At 74.8% G+C, this 21,163-nt stretch carries 13 protein-coding genes; 8 read left to right on the forward strand and 5 right to left on the reverse strand.

Annotated elements, in window-relative coordinates:
* Nucleotides 1-194 precede the first annotated feature (194 nt).
* Together EIO00_RS18695 and EIO00_RS18700 are read right to left on the reverse strand one after the other, a co-directional pair.
* Entirely contained in the window at nt 195-1,049 is an 855-nt protein-coding gene (locus EIO00_RS18695; protein ID WP_140180746.1) for a universal stress protein, read from the reverse strand.
* A gap of 164 nt (nt 1,050-1,213) precedes the next feature.
* Nucleotides 1,214-2,074 carry a universal stress protein gene (locus EIO00_RS18700; protein ID WP_140180748.1) on the reverse strand — a complete coding sequence of 287 codons (861 nt, stop codon included), beginning with the start codon at nt 2,072-2,074 and terminating at the stop codon, nt 1,214-1,216.
* Between the two features lie 362 nt (nt 2,075-2,436).
* On the opposite strand from EIO00_RS18700, the gene EIO00_RS25685 reads away from it, so the two are divergent.
* Nucleotides 2,437-5,079 carry a winged helix-turn-helix domain-containing protein gene (locus EIO00_RS25685; protein ID WP_140180750.1) on the forward strand — a complete coding sequence of 881 codons (2,643 nt, stop codon included), beginning with the start codon at nt 2,437-2,439 and terminating at the stop codon, nt 5,077-5,079.
* Between the two features lie 215 nt (nt 5,080-5,294).
* The gene (locus tag EIO00_RS18710; RefSeq protein ID WP_140180752.1) at nt 5,295-5,672 is read left to right on the forward strand and encodes an SHOCT domain-containing protein; all 378 of its coding nucleotides are present in this window, start codon (nt 5,295-5,297) and stop codon (nt 5,670-5,672) included.
* A gap of 218 nt (nt 5,673-5,890) precedes the next feature.
* Here EIO00_RS18710 and EIO00_RS18715 read toward each other — a convergent pair whose 3' ends face one another.
* Nucleotides 5,891-8,383 carry a PEP/pyruvate-binding domain-containing protein gene (locus tag EIO00_RS18715; protein ID WP_140180754.1) on the reverse strand — a complete coding sequence of 831 codons (2,493 nt, stop codon included), beginning with the start codon at nt 8,381-8,383 and terminating at the stop codon, nt 5,891-5,893.
* A gap of 263 nt (nt 8,384-8,646) precedes the next feature.
* On the opposite strand from EIO00_RS18715, the gene EIO00_RS18720 reads away from it, so the two are divergent.
* Entirely contained in the window at nt 8,647-9,060 is a 414-nt protein-coding gene (locus tag EIO00_RS18720; RefSeq protein ID WP_140180756.1) for an Hsp20/alpha crystallin family protein, read from the forward strand.
* 36 nt (nt 9,061-9,096) lie between these two features.
* Nucleotides 9,097-11,556, forward strand: a complete 2,460-nt coding sequence (locus EIO00_RS18725; protein ID WP_140180758.1) for a glycoside hydrolase family 65 protein — start codon at nt 9,097-9,099, stop codon at nt 11,554-11,556.
* 56 nt (nt 11,557-11,612) lie between these two features.
* On the opposite strand, the gene EIO00_RS18730 is transcribed toward EIO00_RS18725, so the two are convergent.
* Nucleotides 11,613-13,334 carry a GAF domain-containing sensor histidine kinase gene (locus tag EIO00_RS18730; protein WP_175596275.1) on the reverse strand — a complete coding sequence of 574 codons (1,722 nt, stop codon included), beginning with the start codon at nt 13,332-13,334 and terminating at the stop codon, nt 11,613-11,615.
* 127 nt (nt 13,335-13,461) lie between these two features.
* Between EIO00_RS18730 and EIO00_RS18735 the strand changes: the two genes are divergently transcribed.
* The gene (locus EIO00_RS18735; RefSeq protein ID WP_140180760.1) at nt 13,462-14,163 is read left to right on the forward strand and encodes a response regulator; all 702 of its coding nucleotides are present in this window, start codon (nt 13,462-13,464) and stop codon (nt 14,161-14,163) included.
* A gap of 81 nt (nt 14,164-14,244) precedes the next feature.
* Complete coding sequence (locus EIO00_RS18740; RefSeq protein WP_140180762.1) at nt 14,245-14,667, forward strand: pyridoxamine 5'-phosphate oxidase family protein; 423 nt, start codon at nt 14,245-14,247, stop codon at nt 14,665-14,667.
* A gap of 110 nt (nt 14,668-14,777) precedes the next feature.
* On the opposite strand, the gene EIO00_RS18745 is transcribed toward EIO00_RS18740, so the two are convergent.
* Complete coding sequence (locus tag EIO00_RS18745) at nt 14,778-15,833, reverse strand: Acg family FMN-binding oxidoreductase (protein WP_140180764.1); 1,056 nt, start codon at nt 15,831-15,833, stop codon at nt 14,778-14,780.
* Nucleotides 15,834-16,243: 410 nt separating this feature from the next.
* Here EIO00_RS18745 and EIO00_RS18750 point away from each other — a divergent pair, with 410 nt between their 5' ends.
* Nucleotides 16,244-17,455 carry an MFS transporter gene (locus EIO00_RS18750; protein ID WP_206664187.1) on the forward strand — a complete coding sequence of 404 codons (1,212 nt, stop codon included), beginning with the start codon at nt 16,244-16,246 and terminating at the stop codon, nt 17,453-17,455.
* Nucleotides 17,452-21,162: a nitrate reductase subunit alpha gene (locus EIO00_RS18755; protein WP_175596276.1), complete on the forward strand. Its 3,711-nt coding sequence runs from the start codon at nt 17,452-17,454 to the stop codon at nt 21,160-21,162. The genes EIO00_RS18750 and EIO00_RS18755 overlap by 4 nt, the downstream gene beginning before the upstream one ends.
* Nucleotide 21,163 lies beyond the last annotated feature (1 nt).

Here is a 21,163-nt window from a genome sequence, read left to right on the forward strand (position 1 = left end):
CGGCGCCGGCCGCGGCGTCGGAGGCGGCCGCGCTGCTGGCCGAGCATCCCGCGGCCGCCGAGGCGCTGGCGGCCCTGGTGGGCTGACCGGCCCGGCCCTTCGCGGCGGCGCAGGGCGGGCCTCGGGGCGCCCGGCGAACGTCCGGGGCGGATGCGCCGGACGGCCCTCGGGCGACGTCCCGTCCCGGGGCGGGGTCATCGAGGACGGGCGACGTGGACCACGGCGACGGTGCAGGGGGCGAGCTGCAGCATGGACACGGTGGTCGTGCCGAGCGCCTGCAGACGCAGCCCCCGCACCCCGCGGTCGCCCACCACGAGCAGGTCCGCGCGGCGCGCCGCCTCCAGCAGCGACCGGCGCGGCTCGTCCATCACCACGGACGTGCGCACGCTCACCCGCGGGTAGCGCCCGGTCCACGGGTCGACGGCCCGGCGCAGCCGGGCCTCGCAGGCCCGTTCCAGCCCGGCCTTGTCGGCGAACGCCGCGATGTCCCCATAGGGAGCGCCGCTGGGCGCCCAGCAGCCGTACACGACGTGCACCTGCCACTCCCGCAGCGCAGCCTCCTGGAAGGCGAACCCCAGCACCGCGTCCGACCCGTCCGACCCGTCCACCCCCGCCACGACACGTCCCTCCCCCGCCCCCTCGTTCCGGACCACCACCACCGGGCCGCGGGAGCGCGCCGGCAGCTGCAGCACCAGCGAGCCGACCGGCAGCTCCCGTTCCTCGCGGGAGCCGATCACGATCATCGCGTCGTCGGATTCGCGCAGCAGCGCCGTCGCCGCCGGGCCGTCCAGCAGCAGCTCGCGCACCGGGACCCCGGGGGCGTGCTCCTCGGCGATCCGGGCGCCGCGGCTCAGCACGTGCCGCCCCATGCGCCTGACGATCGCCCGGCCCTCCTCGTCGACGAAGCCGGCCGGGTAGGGCCACCGCCAGGCGTGGCACACCGTCAACGGCACCCGCCGCGCCTTCGCCTCCCGCGCGGCCCACCGGACGGCCGACTCGCTCTCCGGCGTGCCGTCGTACCCCACCACCACGCGCGAACAGCCCTCCATGGCCTCCCCCCTTCGCCAGAGGCCGTCGCCGGCCGGAGCACCTTCTCCGGAACCGTTGGCCCTACCCCCGCACGCTCCGCCGGAACGGACCGCGGACCTGCGACCGGGCCGGAGGGGGCGGGCGACGCGCCGCGCGGCCGGGGCCGGCCCGGACGCGCGGCGCGTCAGGCCCGCGGGCCGACCACGGCGACGGGGCAGTGGGCGTGATGGACGACCCCGTGGCTGACCGAGCCCAGGAACGCGCCCTTCAGAATGCCGTGGCCGAGGGCGCCGACCACCAGGAGATCGGCCCGACGGGAGGCGTCGACCAGGGCCGACACCGGATGGTCGCGGACGACCTCGGGGATCACGCGGACGCTGGGGTGGCGCTCCCGCCAGCGGGCGAGGATCTCCTCCAGCCGGGCGCGGCGGTCGGCCTCGATCTCGCTCAGGTCGATGCGGTCGTCCGCGGCGATGAGGGGCTCGGCGGGCCGGAAGGCGTACACCACCCGCAGCCGGGCCCGGCGCAGGCACGCCTCGTGGAACGCGAAGGCGAGCGTCTCCTCGCTGTCGGTGAACAGGTCGACGCCGGCCAGCACCTCGCCCCGGTCGGCGGTCTCGCCGCGCACGATGACGACCGGACCGGGCGTGAACCCCGCCACGCGCAGTCCGGTGGAGCCCAGCAGCAGACTGGTGAAACCGCCCAGACCGCGATGCCCGAGCACCAGCATGGCCGAGCCGTCGGCCTGCTCGCGCAGAACCTGCGGGACCGGGCCGCGTTCCAGCAGGGTCGTCACCGTCAGGTCGGGGTGACGCTTCCGGGCGAGCTTCTCGGCCTCCGCCACCAGGGCCTCGCCGGCGCCGACGATGTACTCGTGCACGCCGGCGGCGTCGGCCATCAGCAGATATCCGGGCATGTCGATCGCGTGCACGATGCGCAGGGGAAGCCTTCTGCGCGCGGCCTCGTCCGCGGCCCACTCGACCGCCCGGTCCGCCGCGGGCGATCCGTCGGTCCCCACGATGACGGCGGGAAGGGACGTGTTCATCGTTCTCCTCCGTTCAGCGGGGCCGCCGGTCCGGCGCCCGCCCGATGAACGCCGGACCGGAGCTCGGCCGCCTGACACCAGCGTGCGCGCACGCCGTTCCCCCCCGGCTGCGGTACAAAGCCCTCACCGTCAGGGACCTTCGTCCCCGGTCGGCGGCCGTGGAAGGCGATGCGGCGTGCTCTCTCGCCGCTCCGGGGCCGACGCCGGGTCGGGCGCCCGCGACCGGGACGGCACGTCCACGTCGTGCATGAACCTCCACCGGTGGGTAGGCCCCTGCGCGAGAGGAGACGGAGGAGGCGGGGCCCGCACCGGACGGTGAGCCGTCGACCGCACGACGTCGTCCGGCGACCCTGCGGGTGCGCATGTCGGATCATCGAGTTCCCGCACGCTGGGCGGCTCCGCCGCCGCCGGAGCGGACCGTCGCGCGTCCCCGGCTGCTGAGGCTCCTGCGCAGGGGCGTCCGCGGGCCGCTCACCGTGGTGGTCGGTCCGCCGGGTTCGGGGAAGACCGCGGCCGTCACCGCATGGGCGGCCGCCCGGCCGCGTTCGGCGGGCCCCGTCCTGTGGGTGTCCGGCGATCGGCTGCCGACGCCGGTGGAGAGGCCGTGGGAGAGGCCGTGCGGCGCGTCGGACCGGTCGTCGGCTCCGGCGGCCGACGCCGTGGCCGGTCCGACGCCGCGGACCGATGCGGACGCGCTCGCGGCGGACATCGCCGCGCTCCCGGCCCGGCTCGGCGTCCCCGTGGCCGTGGTGATCGACGACCTGCGGGCCGAGCCCGGCTCCGCGGCCGCCGCCTTCGCGGCCGGTCTGCTGGGGCGCGCCGATCCCGGGCTGTGCCTGGTCGTCACCGCCCGCGGCGACCCGCCGCTACCGCTGCGCCGATACGCGCTGGAGGGCCGGCTCACCGAGATCCGCACCGAAGATCTGGCGTTCGACGACCGCGAGATCGCCGCGGTGCTGGCCCAGCACGGCGTGCGGCTCGGTCCGGCGTCGCTGCGCGCGCTCGCCGAACGGACCGGAGGATGGGCGGCCGGGGTGCGCCTGGCCGCGCTGGCCATGGAGGCCCGCCCCGACCCCGAGGAGTTCGCGGCGCAGTTCGCCGGGGACGACCCGGCGGTCGTCGCCTACCTGCTGGAGGAGGTGCTCGACCCCCTCCCGGCCGGCGTCCGCGGTCTGCTGCTGCGCACCAGCGTCGTCGATCGCGTCGACGCCGGGCTCGCCGCGACGCTGGCCGGTGAGGAGGCGGGCCGCGCCTTCGCCGAAACGGTCCGCCGGAACGCCTTCTTCACACCGCTGGGGCACGGCCGGTACCGCTGGCATCCGATGATCCGCGAGGCGTTCGCCCTCCTCCTCCGCCACGAGTCGCCCGCCGAGGTTCCCGAGCTGCATCGACGGGCGGCCGCCTGGTTCGACCGCGCAGGCCGCCTGACCGAGGCCGTCCGGCAGGCGCTCAGGGCGCAGGAGTGGGGGTACGCGGCCCGGCTCGTCGTCGACCGGCTCGCGATCGGACGGGTGCTCGGCCTGTGCCCGGCGGACCCGCTCACCGACCTGTTCGGCTCCCTGCCGGGCCGCCTGGTGTTCACCGCCTCCGAACCGGAACCGGCCGTCGTCGTCGCCGCCGTGGAGGCCGCCGGAGGCGACGACCGCGCCTGTGCGGCGGCGCTCCGGCACGCCGACGGACTCATGCGGAACACCCGGGACGCATCGACGCGGGCGGCGCGGCTGTGCGCCGCCCTGGTGCGCCTGGCCGGGCCCCGGTCCCGGGACGTCCCCGGATCCGGTGATCTCACGGACGAGCCGCTCGGTCTCTTGGGCGGGCTGCCGGAACAGGTGCTGCGAGATCGCCCGGAGGCACGCGCCCTGCTGCTGTCGGCCCGCGCCGACACGGCGCTGCACGGGGGGCGGCTGCCGGAGGCCGCCCGGCTCTTCGAGGCGGCCCTCTCCGCGGCCGTGCAGGCGGGCGGGGACTTCCAGCACCGGTCGTGCCTGGGGCATCTGGCGCTCGTCGAGGCGCTGCTCGGCCGCTTCGGGCGCGCCGCCGAACTCGTCGGCCGGGCCGCTCGGCTCCCCGAGGTGTCGGCCTGCCCGCCGGGCAGGCGGGTCGCGGCCGCGCACCTGGCGGGCGCCTGGGTGCATCTGGAGCGCTATGAGCTCGACCGGGCGCGCGTCGAGCTGGACAAGGCCGGACGGGCGTCACGGGCCCGCCCCGATCCCCTGCTGTCCGCGCTGCGGCGGATGATCGAGGCCCGTCTGGAGAACGCACGGGACCGGCCGGAACGGGCCTTGCGGACGCTCGGCGACATCGGCGGCTCCGCACCGCGCACGCCCTGGCTGGAACGCAGGCTGTGGCTCGTGGCGGCGGAGGCCCAGACGGCGCTGGGCGCACCGGATGCGGCGGCCCTGGCGGCCGAGCTGGCCGGGGGCGCCGCGCACGCGGACGCCGCCGTAGCGCTGGCGCGCGCCGAACTGTCCCGCGGCCGGACCGTCGACGCGGCCGACATGATGCGCCGCGTCCTGGCCGAACCGGCGGGCGTCCCGATCGACGTCCAGGTCGAGGCCCGGCTGCTGGACGCCCGCCTGTCCTACGCCGGCCGGGACCCTGCGCAGGGCCGCCGGGCGCTGGACCGGGCCCTGCGGCTGGCCGAGCGCGGCCGGATCCGGCTTCCGTTCGCGCGGTCCCGGAGGTGGCTGCGTCCGATCCTGCGGCGCGATCCGGAACTGGCCCGGCCGCACGCCGGGCTGCTGGACCCGCTGCGCATGGTCGACGCCGCCGAGGCCCCGGCGCACGGCGGGCGGGCGGAGACGACCGTCGTCGAGCGGCCGAGCCCGCGCGAGGCCGACGTCCTGGCCTGCCTGGCGCGGATGATGAGCACCGAGGAGATCGCCGCCGAGCTGTGCCTGTCGCCCAACACGGTCAAGACGCACCTCAAGCACGTCTACCGGAAGCTGGGGGTGACCCGCAGGGCCGACGCCGTGCGGCGGGCCCGGCGCCTGTCGATCCTCTGAGGCCGGGCTCCCGTCCCGCCCGCCCGGTCCCGCGCAAGCCCTCACGCGGGTCCCTCACCCCGGCGACGGCACGTCGCACGGGCGGGCATCGGATCACCCGCGGCAGGTGACCCCCGACGGCCGGGCGCGCCGGACGATGGAATCCGGAGCGCCCCGCGACGCCGCGTCCGGTGCGAGCGCCGCCCGGCGGAAGAACACGACGGGAGGAGTCGACCATGGACGGCTATCCGCTGCTCAACCTCTTCTTGACGATGATGTACCTCTTCCTGTGGGTCATCTGGTTCACGCTGCTGTTCCGCGTCATCGCCGACATCTTCCGCGACGACGGGCTGAACGGCTGGGCCAAGGCGGCCTGGACGGTCTTCGTCATCGTCCTGCCGTTCCTCGGCGTCTTCGTCTACCTGGTCGCGCGCGGTCGCGGCATGGGCGGGCGGGAGGCCGCCCGGACACGTGAGCTCGAGGCCCGCCACCTCGCGACCGCGGGGTCCGCCGGTCACGCCGAGGAGCTCGCCCGGCTCGCCGAGCTCAAGGAGCACGGCGCCCTCACCGCCGAGGAGTACCAGCGCGCCAAGGACAAGGTCCTGGCCGCCTGAGCGCGCCGGCCGCACCGCGCACGGCCGCAAGGGCGTCCACCGGCCGGTGGACGCCGCCGGGGCCGGGGCGCGCCGGCGGCCGGTCCGCCTCCGGTCGCCTGCGATCGCCTCCCGGCGGCCTTCGGAGGATGAGGCCGAGGCCCGCCCGGGAGAGCCGCCGACTCGCCGCCGGGAGCCCGGCCGCACGGTGACGGGACCCGGATCCGGCGGGCGGTCGTTCACCGGGGTGCGGGCGGGCCGGCGGCGGCCGGCGGCTCGAGGCGCACGACGCCCGCGGCGCCGTCCAGGGTCACCCGCCGGCCGGTGCGGATCTCGTGGGTGGCGCGGGCCACGCCGATCACCGCGGGAATGCCGTACTCCCTGGCCACGGTGGGGCCGTGGGAGTTGGGGCCGCCCGTCTCGGTGACCAGTCCCCCGGCCGTCATGAACAGCGGCGTCCAGCCGGGATCGGTGGAGGGCGCCACCAGGATCTCGCCCGGTTCCAGGCGGGCGCCCGAGGGGTCGGAGATCACCCGTGCCGGACCGGTGACGACGCCGGTCGCCCCGGGCATCCCGACGAGCGCCCCCTCCCGGGAGAGAGCCGGGACGAGCGTCTCCATGTCGGTCCCGTCGGACAGCAGGACGTTGGGGACGTGGCGCCGCCGCACCTCCCGCTCGTACTCCGCGCGTCTTCCGGCGACCCGGTCCCTCATGTCGGCGCCGGCCACGGCCGCCCACGCCTCGCGGACGTCCAGGAACATCACGTCCTCGGGGCGGTCGAGCAGGCCGCGCCCGGCCAGTTCCGCGCCGACCAGCAGGAGCTGGCGCCGCACCTCGTGCAGCAGGCGGGTCCAGACGAACTTGGGCAGCTCCCGCAGCCCGCACACGGCCCGGGCCCGGCGCAGCAGGAACCCGGCGAGGCGGGCCCGGACCGGGCGCCGCGAGCGGGCCCGCCGGACCAGCTCCTCGAGCTTCGTCTCGGCGGCGCGCGCCGCCGAGACGAAGCGCCGGTCGGGGGCCTGTTCGGGGTCGGTGACGCGGAGGTAGTTGGCGATCGCGGTGAAGACCGGGGCCGGGTCCTCGATCCAGCGGGGCCGGCCGACGTCGACCTCGGCGGCCGCGCGATGCCCGTAGGCGGCCAGGAACCCCTCCAGTCCGATGTCGGGCAGCTCGCCGCGCCGGTATCCGGCGGCCAGCTCGGCGGGCGGGGTGTTCACCAGGAGGTCGCGGTGCTCCCGGGCGTTCGCCGCCAGCCGCCACAGCTCCAGGTCCATCTCGGTGGTGACGTTGTGGGGCATGCCGCCGAGCACCGTCCGCACCTCCCCTTCGGAGGCGACTCCCTTCAGCAGGAGCACGGGGATGTCGGCGGCCAGGACGCCCGCGTAGACGGGCCAGACGAGCTCGTTCACCATCGTGCGGGTCAGCAGCGACGCATGGGCTCCCTCCACGAACCGCAGCCGGTCGGACGCGGCGGCCGGCTCCGCGGGCGGCCGTATCGCCCGGCGCATCCGCTCGGCGGTCTCGAACGCCCGTGCCCGGACGGCGTCCGGGCGGGCGAGCGTCCGCGCCGTCGCGGCGATCAAGGACGGCAGCAGCCGGGTCGAGAACGCCGCCAGGGAGCGCGGGCCGACCGGAAGCCCGGGCCGCGGCCGGAACCGCGGATCCCGCAGGACGAGCTCGAGGGCCGCGGCGACCCGCGGCCCCTCGATCCGCATCACCGTGAGGAGGAACCGGCGGGCCGTCCTGCTGCGCGCATAGCGGGTCGCGTCGCCGAACATGCGCCCGCCCACGTCGACGATCCCCGCCGGGCCGTCGATCGGGTGGGCCCGATCCCCGACCCCGAACGCGTTCCACCACCTGGCCGTCGCCATCTTCATCACGGCCATGCCCATGGGGGTGAACGGCCGGTGCATGCCCTGGGCGGGACTGAAGTTGAGATACACCCGGGGGTGCGGCCGGCCGGTGTCCGGCGGGAGCGGGAACAGGCCGGTGACCGGCCGGGACTGCAGCAGCCACAGCACGCCGTCGGCGTCGATCGCCCACTCGATGTCCTGGGGCGTCCCGAAGTGCCGCTGGACGCGCAGACCCGCCGCGCGCAGCTCCTCCAGACGTGCCGCGTCCAGACAGCCGCCGCCGGACGCGGCCGGCTCCCGCGCCCGCAGCACGTAGTGGTCGGGCACCACGGTCCCCTCGACGACGGCGACGCCCGGTCCGGGGGCGGCGTCGACGGTCATGGTGTCGCGGCCGCCGGTCACCGGGTCGGCGGTGAACAGCACCCCCGCGACCCGCGGTTCGATCATCCGCTGCACGACCACCGCCATCCGGACGGACCCATGGTCGATGCCGTTCGCCTCGCGGTAGGCGGTCGCGCGTTCGGTCCACAGCGAGTCCCAGCAGCGCCGGACGGCGTCGACCACCTCCTCCGCGCCGCGCACGTTCAGGTAGGTCTCCTGCTGGCCGGCGAAGCTGGCCTCGGGCAGGTCCTCGGCGGTGGCGCTGGACCGCACCGCCACCGCGCCGCCTCCCAGCCGCCGGTAGGCGTCGACGATCTCCGCGCGCGCGGCGGGCGGCATCGCGCCGGTGTCCCGCGCGGCGGCGTGGACCTCGGTGGTGACGCAGAATCCCGCGGGCACCCGCTCGCCGGCCCCGATCAGCTCGCCGAGCCCGGCGGCCTTGCCGCCCGCCAGCCCGATCAGGGCCGCGTCGACCCGTGCCAGATCGATCACGTTCATTCGGCGCTCCCCCGCCCCGGCTCCCGGACTCCTGCGATACCCGGGCGCGGCGCCGGCATCCCTCTCCGGCCGCCCTCTCCGCACACGACCCGCGCACGAGCAGATCGCGTCACGATCCCGTGGGCCGCCGGGGCGCCGCCAGAGGCCCAAGTCCCTTTCCCAGGGGAAGGACTTGATCCTTCTTTGGGGCGAACGTCCCTTTCATGAGCCTTCTGGGCGGTATGGGATGGGGGTGAGAGAAGCCCTCATCGGAGGAGGTCACGATGAGCACGCTCGAACGTCTGGAGCCGGAGCGGCTGTTCCCCGCCCTGCTCGACTGGCTGGAGGCGCCCTTCGCACCGCGTCCCGGCCTCACGCAGAGCATCCGGGTCGAGGACTACACCGAGGACGGCGCCTATGTGGTGCGCGCCGAGCTGCCCGGCGTGGACCCCGACAAGGACGTCGAGATCACCGTCTCCGGAGGCGTGCTGACCATCCGCGGCGAGCGCCGCGAGGAGAAGAAGGAGGCCCGCCGGTCGGAGTTCCGCTACGGCTCGTTCTCCCGGTCGCTGGTGCTGCCCGCCGACGTCGACGTCGACGACATCACGGCTTCGTACGACAAGGGCGTCCTCACCGTGAAGGTCCCGCTGCCCGCCACGGACAAGCCGAAGACCAAGCGGATCGCCGTCAAGAAGTAGCCCTCGCGAGGAGCGCGGACGGGCCGGGACCGGCCGATGAGCGCAGGCGGCAGAACGGAGGCCGGCGGCCTCCCCGCCGAGCGCGGAAGGCGCGAGACGACGAGCCGCTGGACGCTGTCCTACGACGGCTACGATCCCGCGGCCGAAGGGCGCCGGGAGGCGCTGTGCACCCTGGGCAACGGATACTTCGCCACCCGGGGGTCGGCCCCGGAGGCGTCCGCCGACGGCGTCCACTACCCCGGAACGTACGTCATCGGGTGCTACGACCGGCTGACCTCACGGGTCGCCGGACAGGCGGTGGAGAACGAGGACCTGGTCAACACGCCGGACTGGACGGCGCTGACGTTCCGGATCGCCGACGGGGCGTGGTTCTCCGTGGACGCCGCGGCCGCCGCCGGACGGCTGCTGGAACACCGGCAGACGCTGGACATCGAACGCGGCGTGCTGACCAGATCCGTGCGCTTCCGTGACGAGGCGGGGCGGCGGACCCGGGTCACGCAGCGGCGGCTGGTCTCCATGGACGAGCCGCACCTGGCGGCGCTGGAGACGACCGTCGTCCCCGAGAACTGGAACGCCCGCCTGCACGTCCGATGCCCCCTGGACGGGAGGGTCGTCAACCGCGGCGTGGCCCGATACCGGGATCTGGAGGGACGCCATCTGACGGTGGACGGCCTGACCCGGCACGGCGACGACGTCGTGTGCCTGCGGACCACGACCCGGACGTCCCGCATCGGCATCGCCACCGCCGTGCGCGTGCGCGCCCGTCCGGCGGCCCGGCCCGTCACGCGCCTCGCGGGCGACCACGGGACGCAGGAGATCTCCCTGGACTGCGTCCGGGGCGTCCCGGTCACGGTCGAGAAGGTCTCGGCGATCGCCACCTCCCGGGACCCCGCGATCGAGGAGTGCCGGATCGCCGCCGTCCGGTGGGCGCGGCGCGCGGGCTCCTTCGACGATCTGCTGGAACGGCACGCCCTGGCCTGGAGCCGGATATGGCGGCGCTGCCGGATCGAGGTGGACGTCGAGGACGTCCAGCGGATCCTCAACCTGCACATGTTCCACCTGCTGCAGACCGTGTCCGAGCACACCGTCGGCCTGGACGCGGGGGTGCCGGCCCGAGGGCTGCACGGCGAGGCCTATCGGGGGCATGTGTTCTGGGACGAGCTGTTCATCCTGCCGCTGTTGAACGTGCGCTTCCCCGAGATCTCCCGTTCCCTGCTGATGTACCGGTGGCGCAGGCTGCCGGAGGCCAGGTGGGCGGCGCGCGAGGCCGGGTGCCGCGGCGCGCTGTACCCCTGGCAGAGCGGCGGCGACGGGCGGGAGGAGACCCAGCGGCTGCATCTCAACCCCCTCTCCGGCCGCTGGCTGCCCGACCACTCGCACCTGCAGCGCCATGTGGGGCTGGCCGTCGCCTACAACGTGTGGCGCTTCCACGAGGCCACCGGCGACGAGGAGTTCCTCGCCGAGTACGGCGCCGAGATGCTGCTGGAGATCGCCCGTTGCTTCGCCGACCTGGCCGTCCGCGACCAGGCCTCCGGCCGCTATGAGATCCGCGGCGTCGTGGGACCCGACGAATACCACGACGGCCATCCCGACCGCGCCGAACCGGGGGTGGACAACAACGCCTACACCAACGTCATGACCGCCTGGGTGCTGTGCCGCGCCCTGGACGTCCTCGCCGTGCTGCCCGAGCAGCGCGGCGAGGAGCTGCGGGAGCGCCTGGGGCTGACGCGGGCGGAGATCGAACGGTTCGACGAGGTCAGCCGCAGGCTCACGGTGCCCTTCCACGACGGCGTGATCAGCCAGTTCGAAGGCTACGAACGCCTGGCCGAGCTCGACTGGGACCGCTACCGGGCCGAGTACGGCGACATCCGCCGCATGGACCGGATCCTGGAGGCCGAGAACGACACCGTCAACCGGTACAAGGTCTCCAAGCAGGCCGACGTCCTCATGCTCTGCCACCTGCTGTCGCCGCAGGAGCTCGACGCCGTCCTCACCCGGCTCGGGTACCGCTGCGACGCCGGACTGATCGACCGGACGATCCGCTACTACCTTCCCCGCACCTGTGACGGGTCCTCGCTCAGCGCCCTGGTCCGCGCCTGGATCCTGGCCCGTGTCGACGGCGACGAGGCCTGGCGGGTCTTCCTGGAGGTCCTCCGCGGCGACGTCGCCGACGGCCGGCACGGCACCACCGCCGAGGGCGTCCATCTGGGGGCGATGGCCGGCAGCGTCGACCTGGTCCAGCGCTGCCACGCCGGGGTCGCCGCCCGCGGCGACGCCCTGTACCTGGATCCCCGGCTCCCGCCCGCCGTCACCACGTTGCGCCTGAGCCTGCGCTACCGGGGCCGCTGGGGCATCGACCTGACCTGCCGCCACGACCGGCTGCACGTGCGGCTGCGTCCCGACGCCGCCTCCCCCGTCCGGATCCGCCATCGGGGCCGGTTCGTCACCGTCGCCCCCGGCGGCTGCTGGGACGGCGCCCCGGACGCCCCGGGCTGAGCGGGCGTTCGCCCGCGGCCCCGGTCGGCGGGAGGCCGATCATCGGGCCGGGCGGGTCAGGCGTCGCGGCGGAGCGGCACCCGCCACACCAGCGTGGTGCCGCCTCCGGGACGGTCACGGGTGCTGAAGTCGCCGCCGAGGCGTTCGGCGCGCTCGGCCATGTTGCGCAGGCCGCTGCGCCGTCCCCCCTTGGGGATGCCCACGCCGTCGTCGTCGACGCGCAGCACGAGATCGTCGCCGACGCTCACGGTGACGGCCGCCTCGCCGGCCTCGGCGTGCCGCGCCACATTGGACAGCGCCTCGCGGGTCACGGCGATGAGGTGCTCGGCCACCTCGTCCTCGACGACGGTGTCGAGCAGGCCGTCCAGCCGCACCGAGGGCGCGAAGCCCAGCTGTTCGGCGGCGTCGTCCACCACCGCGTGCAGGCGGCTGCGCAGCCCCTCCTCGTCGGGGCCGGTCTGCAGGGCGAAGATGGTGGAGCGGATCTGCCGGATGGTGTCGTCCAGGTCGTCGATCGCGCGATGGATCCGCTGGGCCACGTCCGGGTGGTCGACCAGCTTGGCCGCGCTCATCAGCGTCATGGCGGTGGCGAACAGCCGCTGGATCACGGTGTCGTGCAGGTCCTTGGCGATCCGGTCGCGGTCCTCCAGCAGCGCGATCCGTTCGGCGTCGCGGCGGCGCTCGGCCAGCTCCAGCGCCACGGTCACCGGACCGGCGAAGGCCTCCAGCAGCCGTCGGGTCTCCTCCCCGAACGCCGCTCCGCCGGGCGGGCCGGCCACCGCGACGACGCCCTGCACCCGGTCGCCCTCGACGAGCGGGGTCACCAGCACCGGGCCCACCGCGACGCCGGGCAGCACCTCGGCGGCGTCGGGGTGCCCCTCGGCCAGGGCCCGCGACTCGCCGGTGCCGCAGACGGCGGCGACCACCCCCTGGTCCGAGGGCAGGCGCAGCCCGCGCAGCCGGTCGGCGTCCGGGCCGGCGGCGGCCTGCACCACCAGCCGGGAGGCCGCCCGGTCCAGCAGCGACACCGCCGCCAGGTGCGCGTCGCAGATCCGGCGGGCCCGTTCGGCCACCAGTCCCATGACCTCGCCCCGGTCGCGCCCCGACAGCAGGGCGGTGGTGACCTCGCCGGAGGCCTTCAGCCACCGCTCGCGGCGGCGGCCCTCCTCGTACAGGCGGGCGTTCTCGACCGCCACGCCGGCGGCGGTGGCCAGCGCGGTGACGACGGTCTCGTCCTCCTCGTCGAAGTCGCCGCCGCCGATCTTCTCGGTCAGGTAGAGGTTGCCGAACACCTCGCCGCGGACCCGGATCGGCACCCCCAGGAACTGCTTCATCGGGGGATGGCCGGGGGGAAAGCCGTAGAAGGAGGGATGCTCGGTCAGGTCGTGCAGCCGCAGCGGCCGAGGGTCCTTGATCAGCAGGCCGAGGATGCCGTGACCGTGCGGCCAGTGGCCGACCGCCTCGATCTCCTCCTGCGACATCCCGACGGCGAAGAAGCGGGCGAGGCGCTCCCCCTCCTCGTCGATCACGCCCAGCGCGCCGTACCGGGCGTCCACCAGGGTGGCGGCGGCCTCGGTGAGCCGGTGCAGCACCGTGTCCAGATCCAGGTCGCTGCCGATGGAGACCACGGCCTCCAGCAGGGCGTGCATCCGGTCCCGCGTCGCCATCACCGTCTGCAGCCTGGCCTGCACCTCGGCCAGCAGCTCGTCCAACCTCAGCTGGGGCAGGGCCGGCCCGGTCCTGGTCCGCTCCTCGCCCGGCTCGCGGTCTGTGGACACGTGGCCAGTCTAAGGCGGACCTCCCGAGGACCTTGGTCCCACCCGTGGGGGACGTTCGGCGCGTCGACCGCCCGAGAAGGGGGACTAACGTCGATGTCACTCGTCCCGGCACACGAGGAAGGCCGCCATGACCACGCCGACCACGCCGCACTCCGCTCCGAGCCGCCCGATCCGGGTGTTCCTGGTGGACGACCACGAGGTCGTGCGCCGGGGGGTGGCCGCCCTGCTGTCGGCCGAAGACGACATGGAGGTCGTCGGTGAGGCCGGCTCCGCCGACCAGGCGCTGGCCCGCATCCCCGCCGCCCGGCCGGACGTGGCGGTGCTGGACGTGCGGCTGCCCGACGGCGACGGGGTGAGCGTCTGCCGGGAGGTCCGCTCTCAGCTGCCGGAGATGGCCTGCCTGATGCTGACCTCCTTCGAGGACGAGGACGCCCTGTTCGACGCCGTGATGGCCGGCGCGTCGGGATATGTGCTCAAGCAGATCCACGGTTCGGACCTGGTGGGGGCGATCCGCACCGTCGCCTCGGGCCAGTCCCTGCTGGACCCGGTCAGCACCGCCCGCATGCTGGAGCGGGTGCGCGACCGCGCGGCCCGCAAGGACCCGCTCGCCGCGCTGACCGACCAGGAGCGCCAGATCCTGGAGCTGATCGGCGAGGGCCTGACCAACCGGCAGATCGGGGAGCGGATGTTCCTGGCCGAGAAGACCGTCAAGAACTACGTCTCCAACCTGCTCGCCAAGCTCGACATGCGCCGACGCACCCAGGTCGCCGCGCTGGCCGCCCGGCTCAAGGCCTCCCAGTCCGGAGGCCGGCGGAGCGCCGGCGGCTGATCGGGGCCCGGCCGCGGCTCCGGCGAAGTCCGGGACTTTGGACCCTGGGGACGGCCTGGGCGCTTCGGCGAGACTGGGCACATGCCGTTCGACACCAGGGGCCTGGAGGTCCTCGAACACGACGAGTGCCTGTCGCTGCTCGCCCGGGCGCCGCTGGGTCGGATCGTGTTCACCGATCGCGCCCTGCCGGCCGTGCTGCCGGTGAACTTCGCCCTGGACGGCGAAGACGTGATCATCCGCACCGGCGCGGGGTCCAAGCTGGCGGCCGCCGCCCGCAACGCCATCGTCGCCTTCGAGGCCGACGAGTACGACCCGGCGACGCGCACCGGCTGGTCGGTGGTGCTGGTCGGCCCCGCCCGCGTGGTGACCGACCCCGCCGAGCGGGCCCGACTGGAGCGGCTGGCCCCCGAACCGTGGGCCCCCGGCAAGCGCGAGCACTTCATCCGCATCCGGGCGGGCCTGGTGTCCGGGCGGCGCATCGGGTCCGCCGACGGGTCGTCCTGAGCGATCAGGACGCGCACCGAGGGCCGATCATCGCGCCGTGATCGGTCTCTCGTCCCTTCCCACCGACGAGCCCCCGGGACGGAGGGTCCCGGGGGCTCGTCATCCTCTGTTCACCGATCCTCGTCGATCACCTCGTCGGGCGGGCGGCGGACGGTGGTGCGCTCGCTCTCGGCCATGCCCAGCCGCAGCAGCATCTGCGGATGCTCACCGCCGCACAGCCGGCTCCGGATGACCTCGCGCAGCTCCGGGATCTCCAGCGGCTGAGTGTGGAACGCCGCCGACACGCCGCCCTCGGCCTGGGCCCGCAGCAGCATCCGCTGCAGCGCCCGCCCCGCCCGCAGCCAGTCCTCGGGACCGTCGGACCGGGTGGTGAGCACCGCGACCGTGCCGACGGTCAGCCGTCCGGAGCCGGCCTCGGAGTCGGACGGCGTCCCCCAACCCTGGCCCCGGGCGAAGTCCCGCGCCGCGAAATGCGGCTCGGTGGGCTCGTCCTCGCGGGGGTAGGAGCCGGCGTGGACGCCGTCGGGGCGGCTGCTGCCGGGGGCGGGCGCCCAACGCATGACCTCGGCGTCGTAGGCCGGGTCCAGCTGCTGCAGATGCTCGGCCGCCCGGGTCAGCGCCGCCAGCGCCCCCACGGCGTGCTCACCGGTGACCACGTGCAGCGCGCCGCCCTCTCGCCGCACCTCCTCGCGCAGCAGCAACAGCAGGCCCGCCGGCAGCCGCATGGGCAGGAACGGTCCGCGGTGCGTGCACCGCAGCCGCACCTGGCCCAGCAACCGGCCCGTCTCCTCCGACGCCTCGGCCGCCCCGCCCGCCGGCTCGTCCAAGGTGACCTCGGCCAGCAGCTGCGGCCGGTCGGGGTCCGGCAGCAACCGCACCCGCGGCGCGTATCCGCGCCATCGCAACGCCAGCACCAGCGTGAAGATCGCCGCTCCGCAGCTGATCAGCATCTGCCGACCGGTGGGGTCGGCCACCTCCAGACGCCGTTCCGCATCGCCTCGGACGCTGATCCGCCGATCCCCGATGCCGAACCGCCACGGCTGGGTGTTGTGCACCGACGGCGCCCACCGGGCCACCTGGACCGCGTATTCGGCGTCCTTGGCGAACCGGTCCGCGGCCTGGTGGCGCTCGCGCACCCATGTTCCGGACATCTCGCCCCCAAACATGTCGATATTCCCCACCCCACCATCTGCCCGTCCTCGTCGGTCAGAACCGAAGGTCCCTCGATGGGGGGACCTCCGTCCCCGGTCTCCGCCGCCGCGGCGCCCGTCCGGCGGGGCGTCCGCGGGTCACCGGCCCCGTCACGGGGCCGTCTGGCCGCGGTCCGGTCCGGTGCGTCCGGCCGGTGAACACCGGGACGGAATGCCCGCGCGGCGGGGACCAAGGTCCCTATGACGGGTCGGGCGGCGGCGGTGATCGTGGGTCGGCGTGATTACCCGGCGGGCGGCCGGGCAGTTCCCGGTCGTCCCGGGCTCGGTCGCCGACGGTGTGCGGGAAGTGAGGGATGGTGGCACGACAGCGGCGGCGGACGGCCGGTGCTCCCCCTGCGCCCGGAACGGCCGCGGACCGCAGGCCCATGGTGATGCTGGCGACGGCCACCGTGGGGTTCGCGGTGAACTTCTGGGCGTGGGCGCTGCTGAGCCCGCTCGGTCCCCGGTTCAGGGAGGCGCTGGAGCTGACCTCGTTCCAGCAGGCGCTGCTGGTGGCGGTGCCGGTGGTGGTGGGGTCGCTGGGGCGGATCCCGGTGGGGGCGCTGACCGATCGGTTCGGCGGGCGGGTGATGTTCCCGCTGGTCTCGGCGCTCACCGCGCTCCCGGTGCTCTATGTGGGGCTGCTGGGGCGCTCGTCGCTGGCGACGCTGCTGATCGGCGGGTTCTTCCTGGGCGTCGGCGGGACGGTGTTCGCCGTGGGGGTGCCGTTCGTCAACGCGTGGTTCCCGCCGCATCGGCGCGGACTGGCGATCGGGGTGTTCGGCGCCGGGATGGGCGGCACCGCGATCAGCGCGCTGACGACGGTGCCGATGGTCGACGCATGGGGGCCGGCGGCCCCGTTCCTGGTGACGGCGGCCGTGCTGGCGGTCTATGCGGCGGTGGCCGCGGCGGTGCTGCGGGAGGCGCCCGGCCGCCGCGCGTCCCCCGCCGAGCCGATGGCCCGCGGACTGGCGGCGGCGGGGCGGCTGGGCGTCACCTGGCAGGCGTCCTGGCTGTACGCGGTGGCGTTCGGCGGGTACGTGGCGTTCTCGGTCTACCTGCCGGCCTATCTGCGGATCGAGTACGGGCTGGGGCAGGCCGACGCCGCGCGCCGGATGGCCGGATTCGTGGTGGTGGCGGTGCTGGCGCGGCCGGTCGGCGGCTGGCTGTCGGACCGGCTGGGGGCCGATCGGGTGCTGGCGGCGGCGCTGGTCGCGGTGACCGCGGGGGCGGCGGTGCAGGCGTTCGCCCCGCCGCTGGCGCCGCTGGGCACGATCGCGTTCCTGTCCATGGCCGCCGCGCTGGGCGCCGGGAGCGGCGCGGTGTTCGCCCTGGTGGCGCTGCTGGCGCCGCCGGAGCGGGTGGGGTCGGTGACCGGCGTGGTGGGCGCGGCCGGCGGGCTCGGCGGGTTCGTCCCGCCGCTGGTGATGGGCATGATCCACGACTCCACCGGGTCGTATGCGCCGGGCCTGGCGCTGCTGGCGGCGGTCGCGGCGGCGTCCGCGCTGTTCACCGCCACGGTCGTGCGGAGGGCTCGGCGCGCCCGGCGGGCCGGGACCGTGCCGACGACCGAGATCGAGGGGTTGCGAGGGAGATGAGCGCTGCGAACGGAGACGGCCGCCGGGCGCGGCTGGACGGCCCGGTGATGGACGCGCTGGTGAAGACCCGCCGGTACTTCACCAGGGCGGAGATCTCCCCGGACCGGCGGGCCGTGTACCGCGAGGGCGGGCGGGAGGCCGACGAGTTCTACCGGGACCGGTGGGCGCACGACAAGGTGGTGCGCTCCACCCACGGGGTGAACTGCACCGGTTCCTGTTCGTGGAAGGTGTACGTCAAGGACGGGATCATCACCTGGGAGGCGCAGCAGACCGACTATCCGTCGGCGGGACCGGACCGGCCGGAGTACGAGCCTCGGGGCTGTCCCCGGGGCGCGGCGTTCTCCTGGTACACCTACTCCCCCACCCGGGTCCGCTACCCGTATGTGCGCGGCGTGCTGCTGGAGATGTACCGCGCGGCCAAGGCGCGGACCGGCGACCCGGTGGCGGCCTGGGCGCAGGTGGTGTCCGATCCCGAGTGCGCCCGGCGCTACAAGTCCGCGCGCGGACGCGGCGGGCTGGTGCGGGCGAGCTGGGACGAGGCGGTGGAGATGATCGCCGCCGCGCACGTGCACACCATCAAGACCCACGGGCCGGACCGGATCGCGGGGTTCTCCCCCATCCCGGCGATGTCGCCGGTCTCGCACGCGTCGGGGGCGCGGTTCATCTCGCTGATCGGCGGGACGATGCTGTCGTTCTACGACTGGTACGCCGACCTGCCGGTGGCGTCCCCGCAGGTGTTCGGGGATCAGACGGACGTGCCGGAGGCGGGCGACTGGTGGGACGCCGGCTATCTGATCATGTGGGGGTCCAATCTGCCGGTGACCCGCACCCCGGACTCGCACTGGATGGCCGAGGCCCGCTACCGGGGCCAGAAGGTGGTGGCGGTCTCCCCCGACTACGCCGACAACGTCACGTTCGCCGACGAGTGGCTGGCGCCCCGGCCGGGCACCGACGGCGCCCTGGCCCTGGCGATGGGGCATGTGATCCTCAAAGAGTTCTTCGTCGACCGGCGGGTCGGCTACTTCGTCGAGTACGCCAAGCGGTACACCGACCTGCCGTTCCTGGTGCGGCTGGAGGCCGGGGCGGACGGGGCGCACCGGCCGGGCAAATTCCTGACCGCGGCCGACCTGCCGGGGGCCGAGGCGCGGAGCGAGAACGCGGCGTTCAAGACGGTGGTGCTGGACGGCGTCACCGGTCGCCCGCTGGTGCCGAACGGGTCGCTGGGGTTCCGGTACGGGGCGCAGGGCGCGGGCCGGTGGAACCTGGACCTGGGGGACGCCGACCCGCTGCTGTCGCTCGAAGGCGACGCCGCGACGCCGGTGGCGGTGGAGCTGCCGCGGTTCGACGCCCCGGACGGGACGCCGGGAGCGCTGCGCCGGGGCGTGCCGGCGCGGGAGATCGGCGGGCACCTGGTCACCACCGTGTTCGACCTGCTGCTCGCCCAGTACGGGGTGCGCCGGGACGGGCTGCCGGGCACCTGGCCGTCCGGATACGAGGACGCGGACGAGCCGTGCACCCCGGCCTGGCAGGAGCGGATCACCGGGGTGCCCGCCCGGGCGGCGGCCCGGATCGCGCGGGAGTTCGCCGCCAACGCCGAGGCCACCTCCGGCCGATCGATGATCATCATGGGGGCGGGCACCAACCACTGGTTCCACTCCGACACCATCTACCGGGCGTTCCTGGCGCTGACCGCGCTGACCGGCTGCCAGGGCGTCAACGGCGGAGGCTGGGCGCACTACGTGGGCCAGGAGAAGTGCCGCCCGTTCGCCGGCTGGGCGCAGCTGGCCTTCGCGCTGGACTGGACGCGCCCGCCCCGCCAGATGATCAGCACGGCGTACTGGTACCTGCACACCGACCAGTTCCGCTACGACCGCTTCGGCGTCGACGTCCTCGCCGCCGCGACCGGCGAGGGGCGGCTGGCGGGCAAGAGCACCGCGGACGTCATCGCGCAGGCGGCGCGGCTGGGCTGGATGCCGTCCTATCCGACGTTCGACCGCAACCCCCTCGACCTGGCCGACGAGGCGGAGGCGGCGGGGGCGCCGGTCGAGGAGTACGTGGTGGCGGAGCTGGAGCGGGGGCGGCTGCGGTTCGCGTGCGAGGATCCCGACGCGCCGGAGAACTTCCCGCGGATCCTCACGGTGTGGCGGGCCAACCTGCTGGGCTCCTCGGCCAAGGGCGACGAGTACTTCCTCAAGCACCTGCTCGGCGCCGACTCCCAGCTGCGCGCCGCCGAGGCGCCGCCCGAGGCGCGGCCGAAGGACGTGGTGTGGCGCGAGGAGGCCCCCACCGGCAAGCTCGACCTGCTGGTGTCGCTGGACTTCCGGATGACCAGCACCACGCTCTGCTCCGACATCGTGCTGCCGGCGGCGACCTGGTACGAGAAGCACGACCTCAGCACCACCGACATGCACCCGTTCGTGCACTCGTTCAACCCGGCGATCGCCCCGCCCTGGCAGGCCCGCACCGACTGGGACGCCTTCCAGGCGATCGCCGCCGCGTTCAGCCGGCTGGCCGCCGTGCACCTGGGCGTCCGCAGGGACGTGGTGGCGGTCCCGCTGACGCACGACACCCCCGACGAGCTGGCCGTCCCGCACGGACGCGTCCGCGACTGGAAGAACGGGGAGTGCGCGCCGGTGCCGGGCGCGACCATGCCGAAGCTGGCGGTCGTCGAACGCGACTACGGGGCCGTCGCCGACAAGATGGCCGCCCTGGGCCCGCTGGCGGAGACGCTCGGCGCGACCGTCAAGGGCGTCACGTTCGAGCTGGACCGCCCGGTGGAGTACCTGCGGTACAAGAACGGGGTGATCCGCGGCGGGCCGGCCGACGGGCGCCCGTCCCTGGTCCGCGACGTGCATGCCTGCGAGGCGATCCTGGCGCTGTCGGGCACCACCAACGGGCACCTGGCCGTGCAGGGGTTCCGGGCGCTGGAGGAGCGCACCGGCACGGCGCTGGCCGACCTGGCCGCCGAGCACGCGGGCAGGCAGATCACCTTCGCCGACACCCAGGCCAGGCCGACGCCGGTGATCACCTCGCCGGAGTGGTCGGGCTCGGAGAGCGGCGGGCGCCGGTACTCGCCGTTCACCATCAACGTCGAGCGGCTCAAGCCCTGGCACACCCTCACCGGGCGCCAGCACTTCTACCTCGATCACGACTGGATCGCCGAGTTCGGCGAGCAGCTCCCGGTCTACCGGCCGCCGCTCGACATGCACGTCCTGTTCGGCGAGCCGCGCACCGGCGAGCAGGGCGCGCTCGGCGTCGCCGTGCGGTACCTGACCCCGCACAGCAAGTGGTCCATCCATTCGGAGTACCAGGACAACCTGCTCATGCTGTCGTTGTCGCGCGGCGGCCCCACGATCTGGATCAGCGACCGGGACGCGGCGAAGATCGGGGTGGCCGACAACGACTGGGTGGAGGCGGTCAACCGCAACGGCGTCGTGGTGGCGCGCGCGATCGTCTCGCACCGCATGCCCGAGGGCACCGTCTACATGCATCACGCCCAGGACCGGCTCATCGACGTCCCCCGCAGCGAGACGACCGGGCGCCGGGGCGGCATCCACAATTCGCTGACCCGCCTGCTGATCAAGCCCACCCATCTGATCGGCGGTTACGCCCAGCTGTCGTTCGCCTTCAACTACCTGGGCCCCACCGGGAACCAGCGCGACGAGGTCACCGTGATCCGCCGCCGCGCACAGGAGGTGACGTACTGAC

The organism is Thermomonospora catenispora (assembly GCF_006363815.1).
GTDB classification, from domain to species: domain Bacteria; phylum Actinomycetota; class Actinomycetes; order Streptosporangiales; family Streptosporangiaceae; genus Thermomonospora; species Thermomonospora catenispora.

What these genes read in the sequence shown, in the direction of transcription:
- EIO00_RS18715 (WP_140180754.1), bottom strand. Translation starts at nt 8,383, where the DNA reads ATGAACGTGATCGATCTGGCACGGGTCGACGCGGCCCTGATCGGGCTG.
- EIO00_RS18695 (WP_140180746.1), bottom strand. Translation starts at nt 1,049, where the DNA reads ATGGAGGGCTGTTCGCGCGTGGTGGTGGGGTACGACGGCACGCCGGAG.
- EIO00_RS18735 (WP_140180760.1), top strand. Translation starts at nt 13,462, where the DNA reads ATGACCACGCCGACCACGCCGCACTCCGCTCCGAGCCGCCCGATCCGG.
- EIO00_RS18740 (WP_140180762.1), top strand. Translation starts at nt 14,245, where the DNA reads ATGCCGTTCGACACCAGGGGCCTGGAGGTCCTCGAACACGACGAGTGC.
- EIO00_RS18725 (WP_140180758.1), top strand. Translation starts at nt 9,097, where the DNA reads ATGAGCGCAGGCGGCAGAACGGAGGCCGGCGGCCTCCCCGCCGAGCGC.
- EIO00_RS18710 (WP_140180752.1), top strand. Translation starts at nt 5,295, where the DNA reads ATGGACGGCTATCCGCTGCTCAACCTCTTCTTGACGATGATGTACCTC.
- EIO00_RS18745 (WP_140180764.1), bottom strand. Translation starts at nt 15,833, where the DNA reads ATGTTTGGGGGCGAGATGTCCGGAACATGGGTGCGCGAGCGCCACCAG.
- EIO00_RS18750 (WP_206664187.1), top strand. Translation starts at nt 16,244, where the DNA reads ATGGTGATGCTGGCGACGGCCACCGTGGGGTTCGCGGTGAACTTCTGG.
- EIO00_RS25685 (WP_140180750.1), top strand. Translation starts at nt 2,437, where the DNA reads ATGTCGGATCATCGAGTTCCCGCACGCTGGGCGGCTCCGCCGCCGCCG.
- EIO00_RS18720 (WP_140180756.1), top strand. Translation starts at nt 8,647, where the DNA reads ATGAGCACGCTCGAACGTCTGGAGCCGGAGCGGCTGTTCCCCGCCCTG.
- EIO00_RS18700 (WP_140180748.1), bottom strand. Translation starts at nt 2,074, where the DNA reads ATGAACACGTCCCTTCCCGCCGTCATCGTGGGGACCGACGGATCGCCC.
- EIO00_RS18755 (WP_175596276.1), top strand. Translation starts at nt 17,452, where the DNA reads ATGAGCGCTGCGAACGGAGACGGCCGCCGGGCGCGGCTGGACGGCCCG.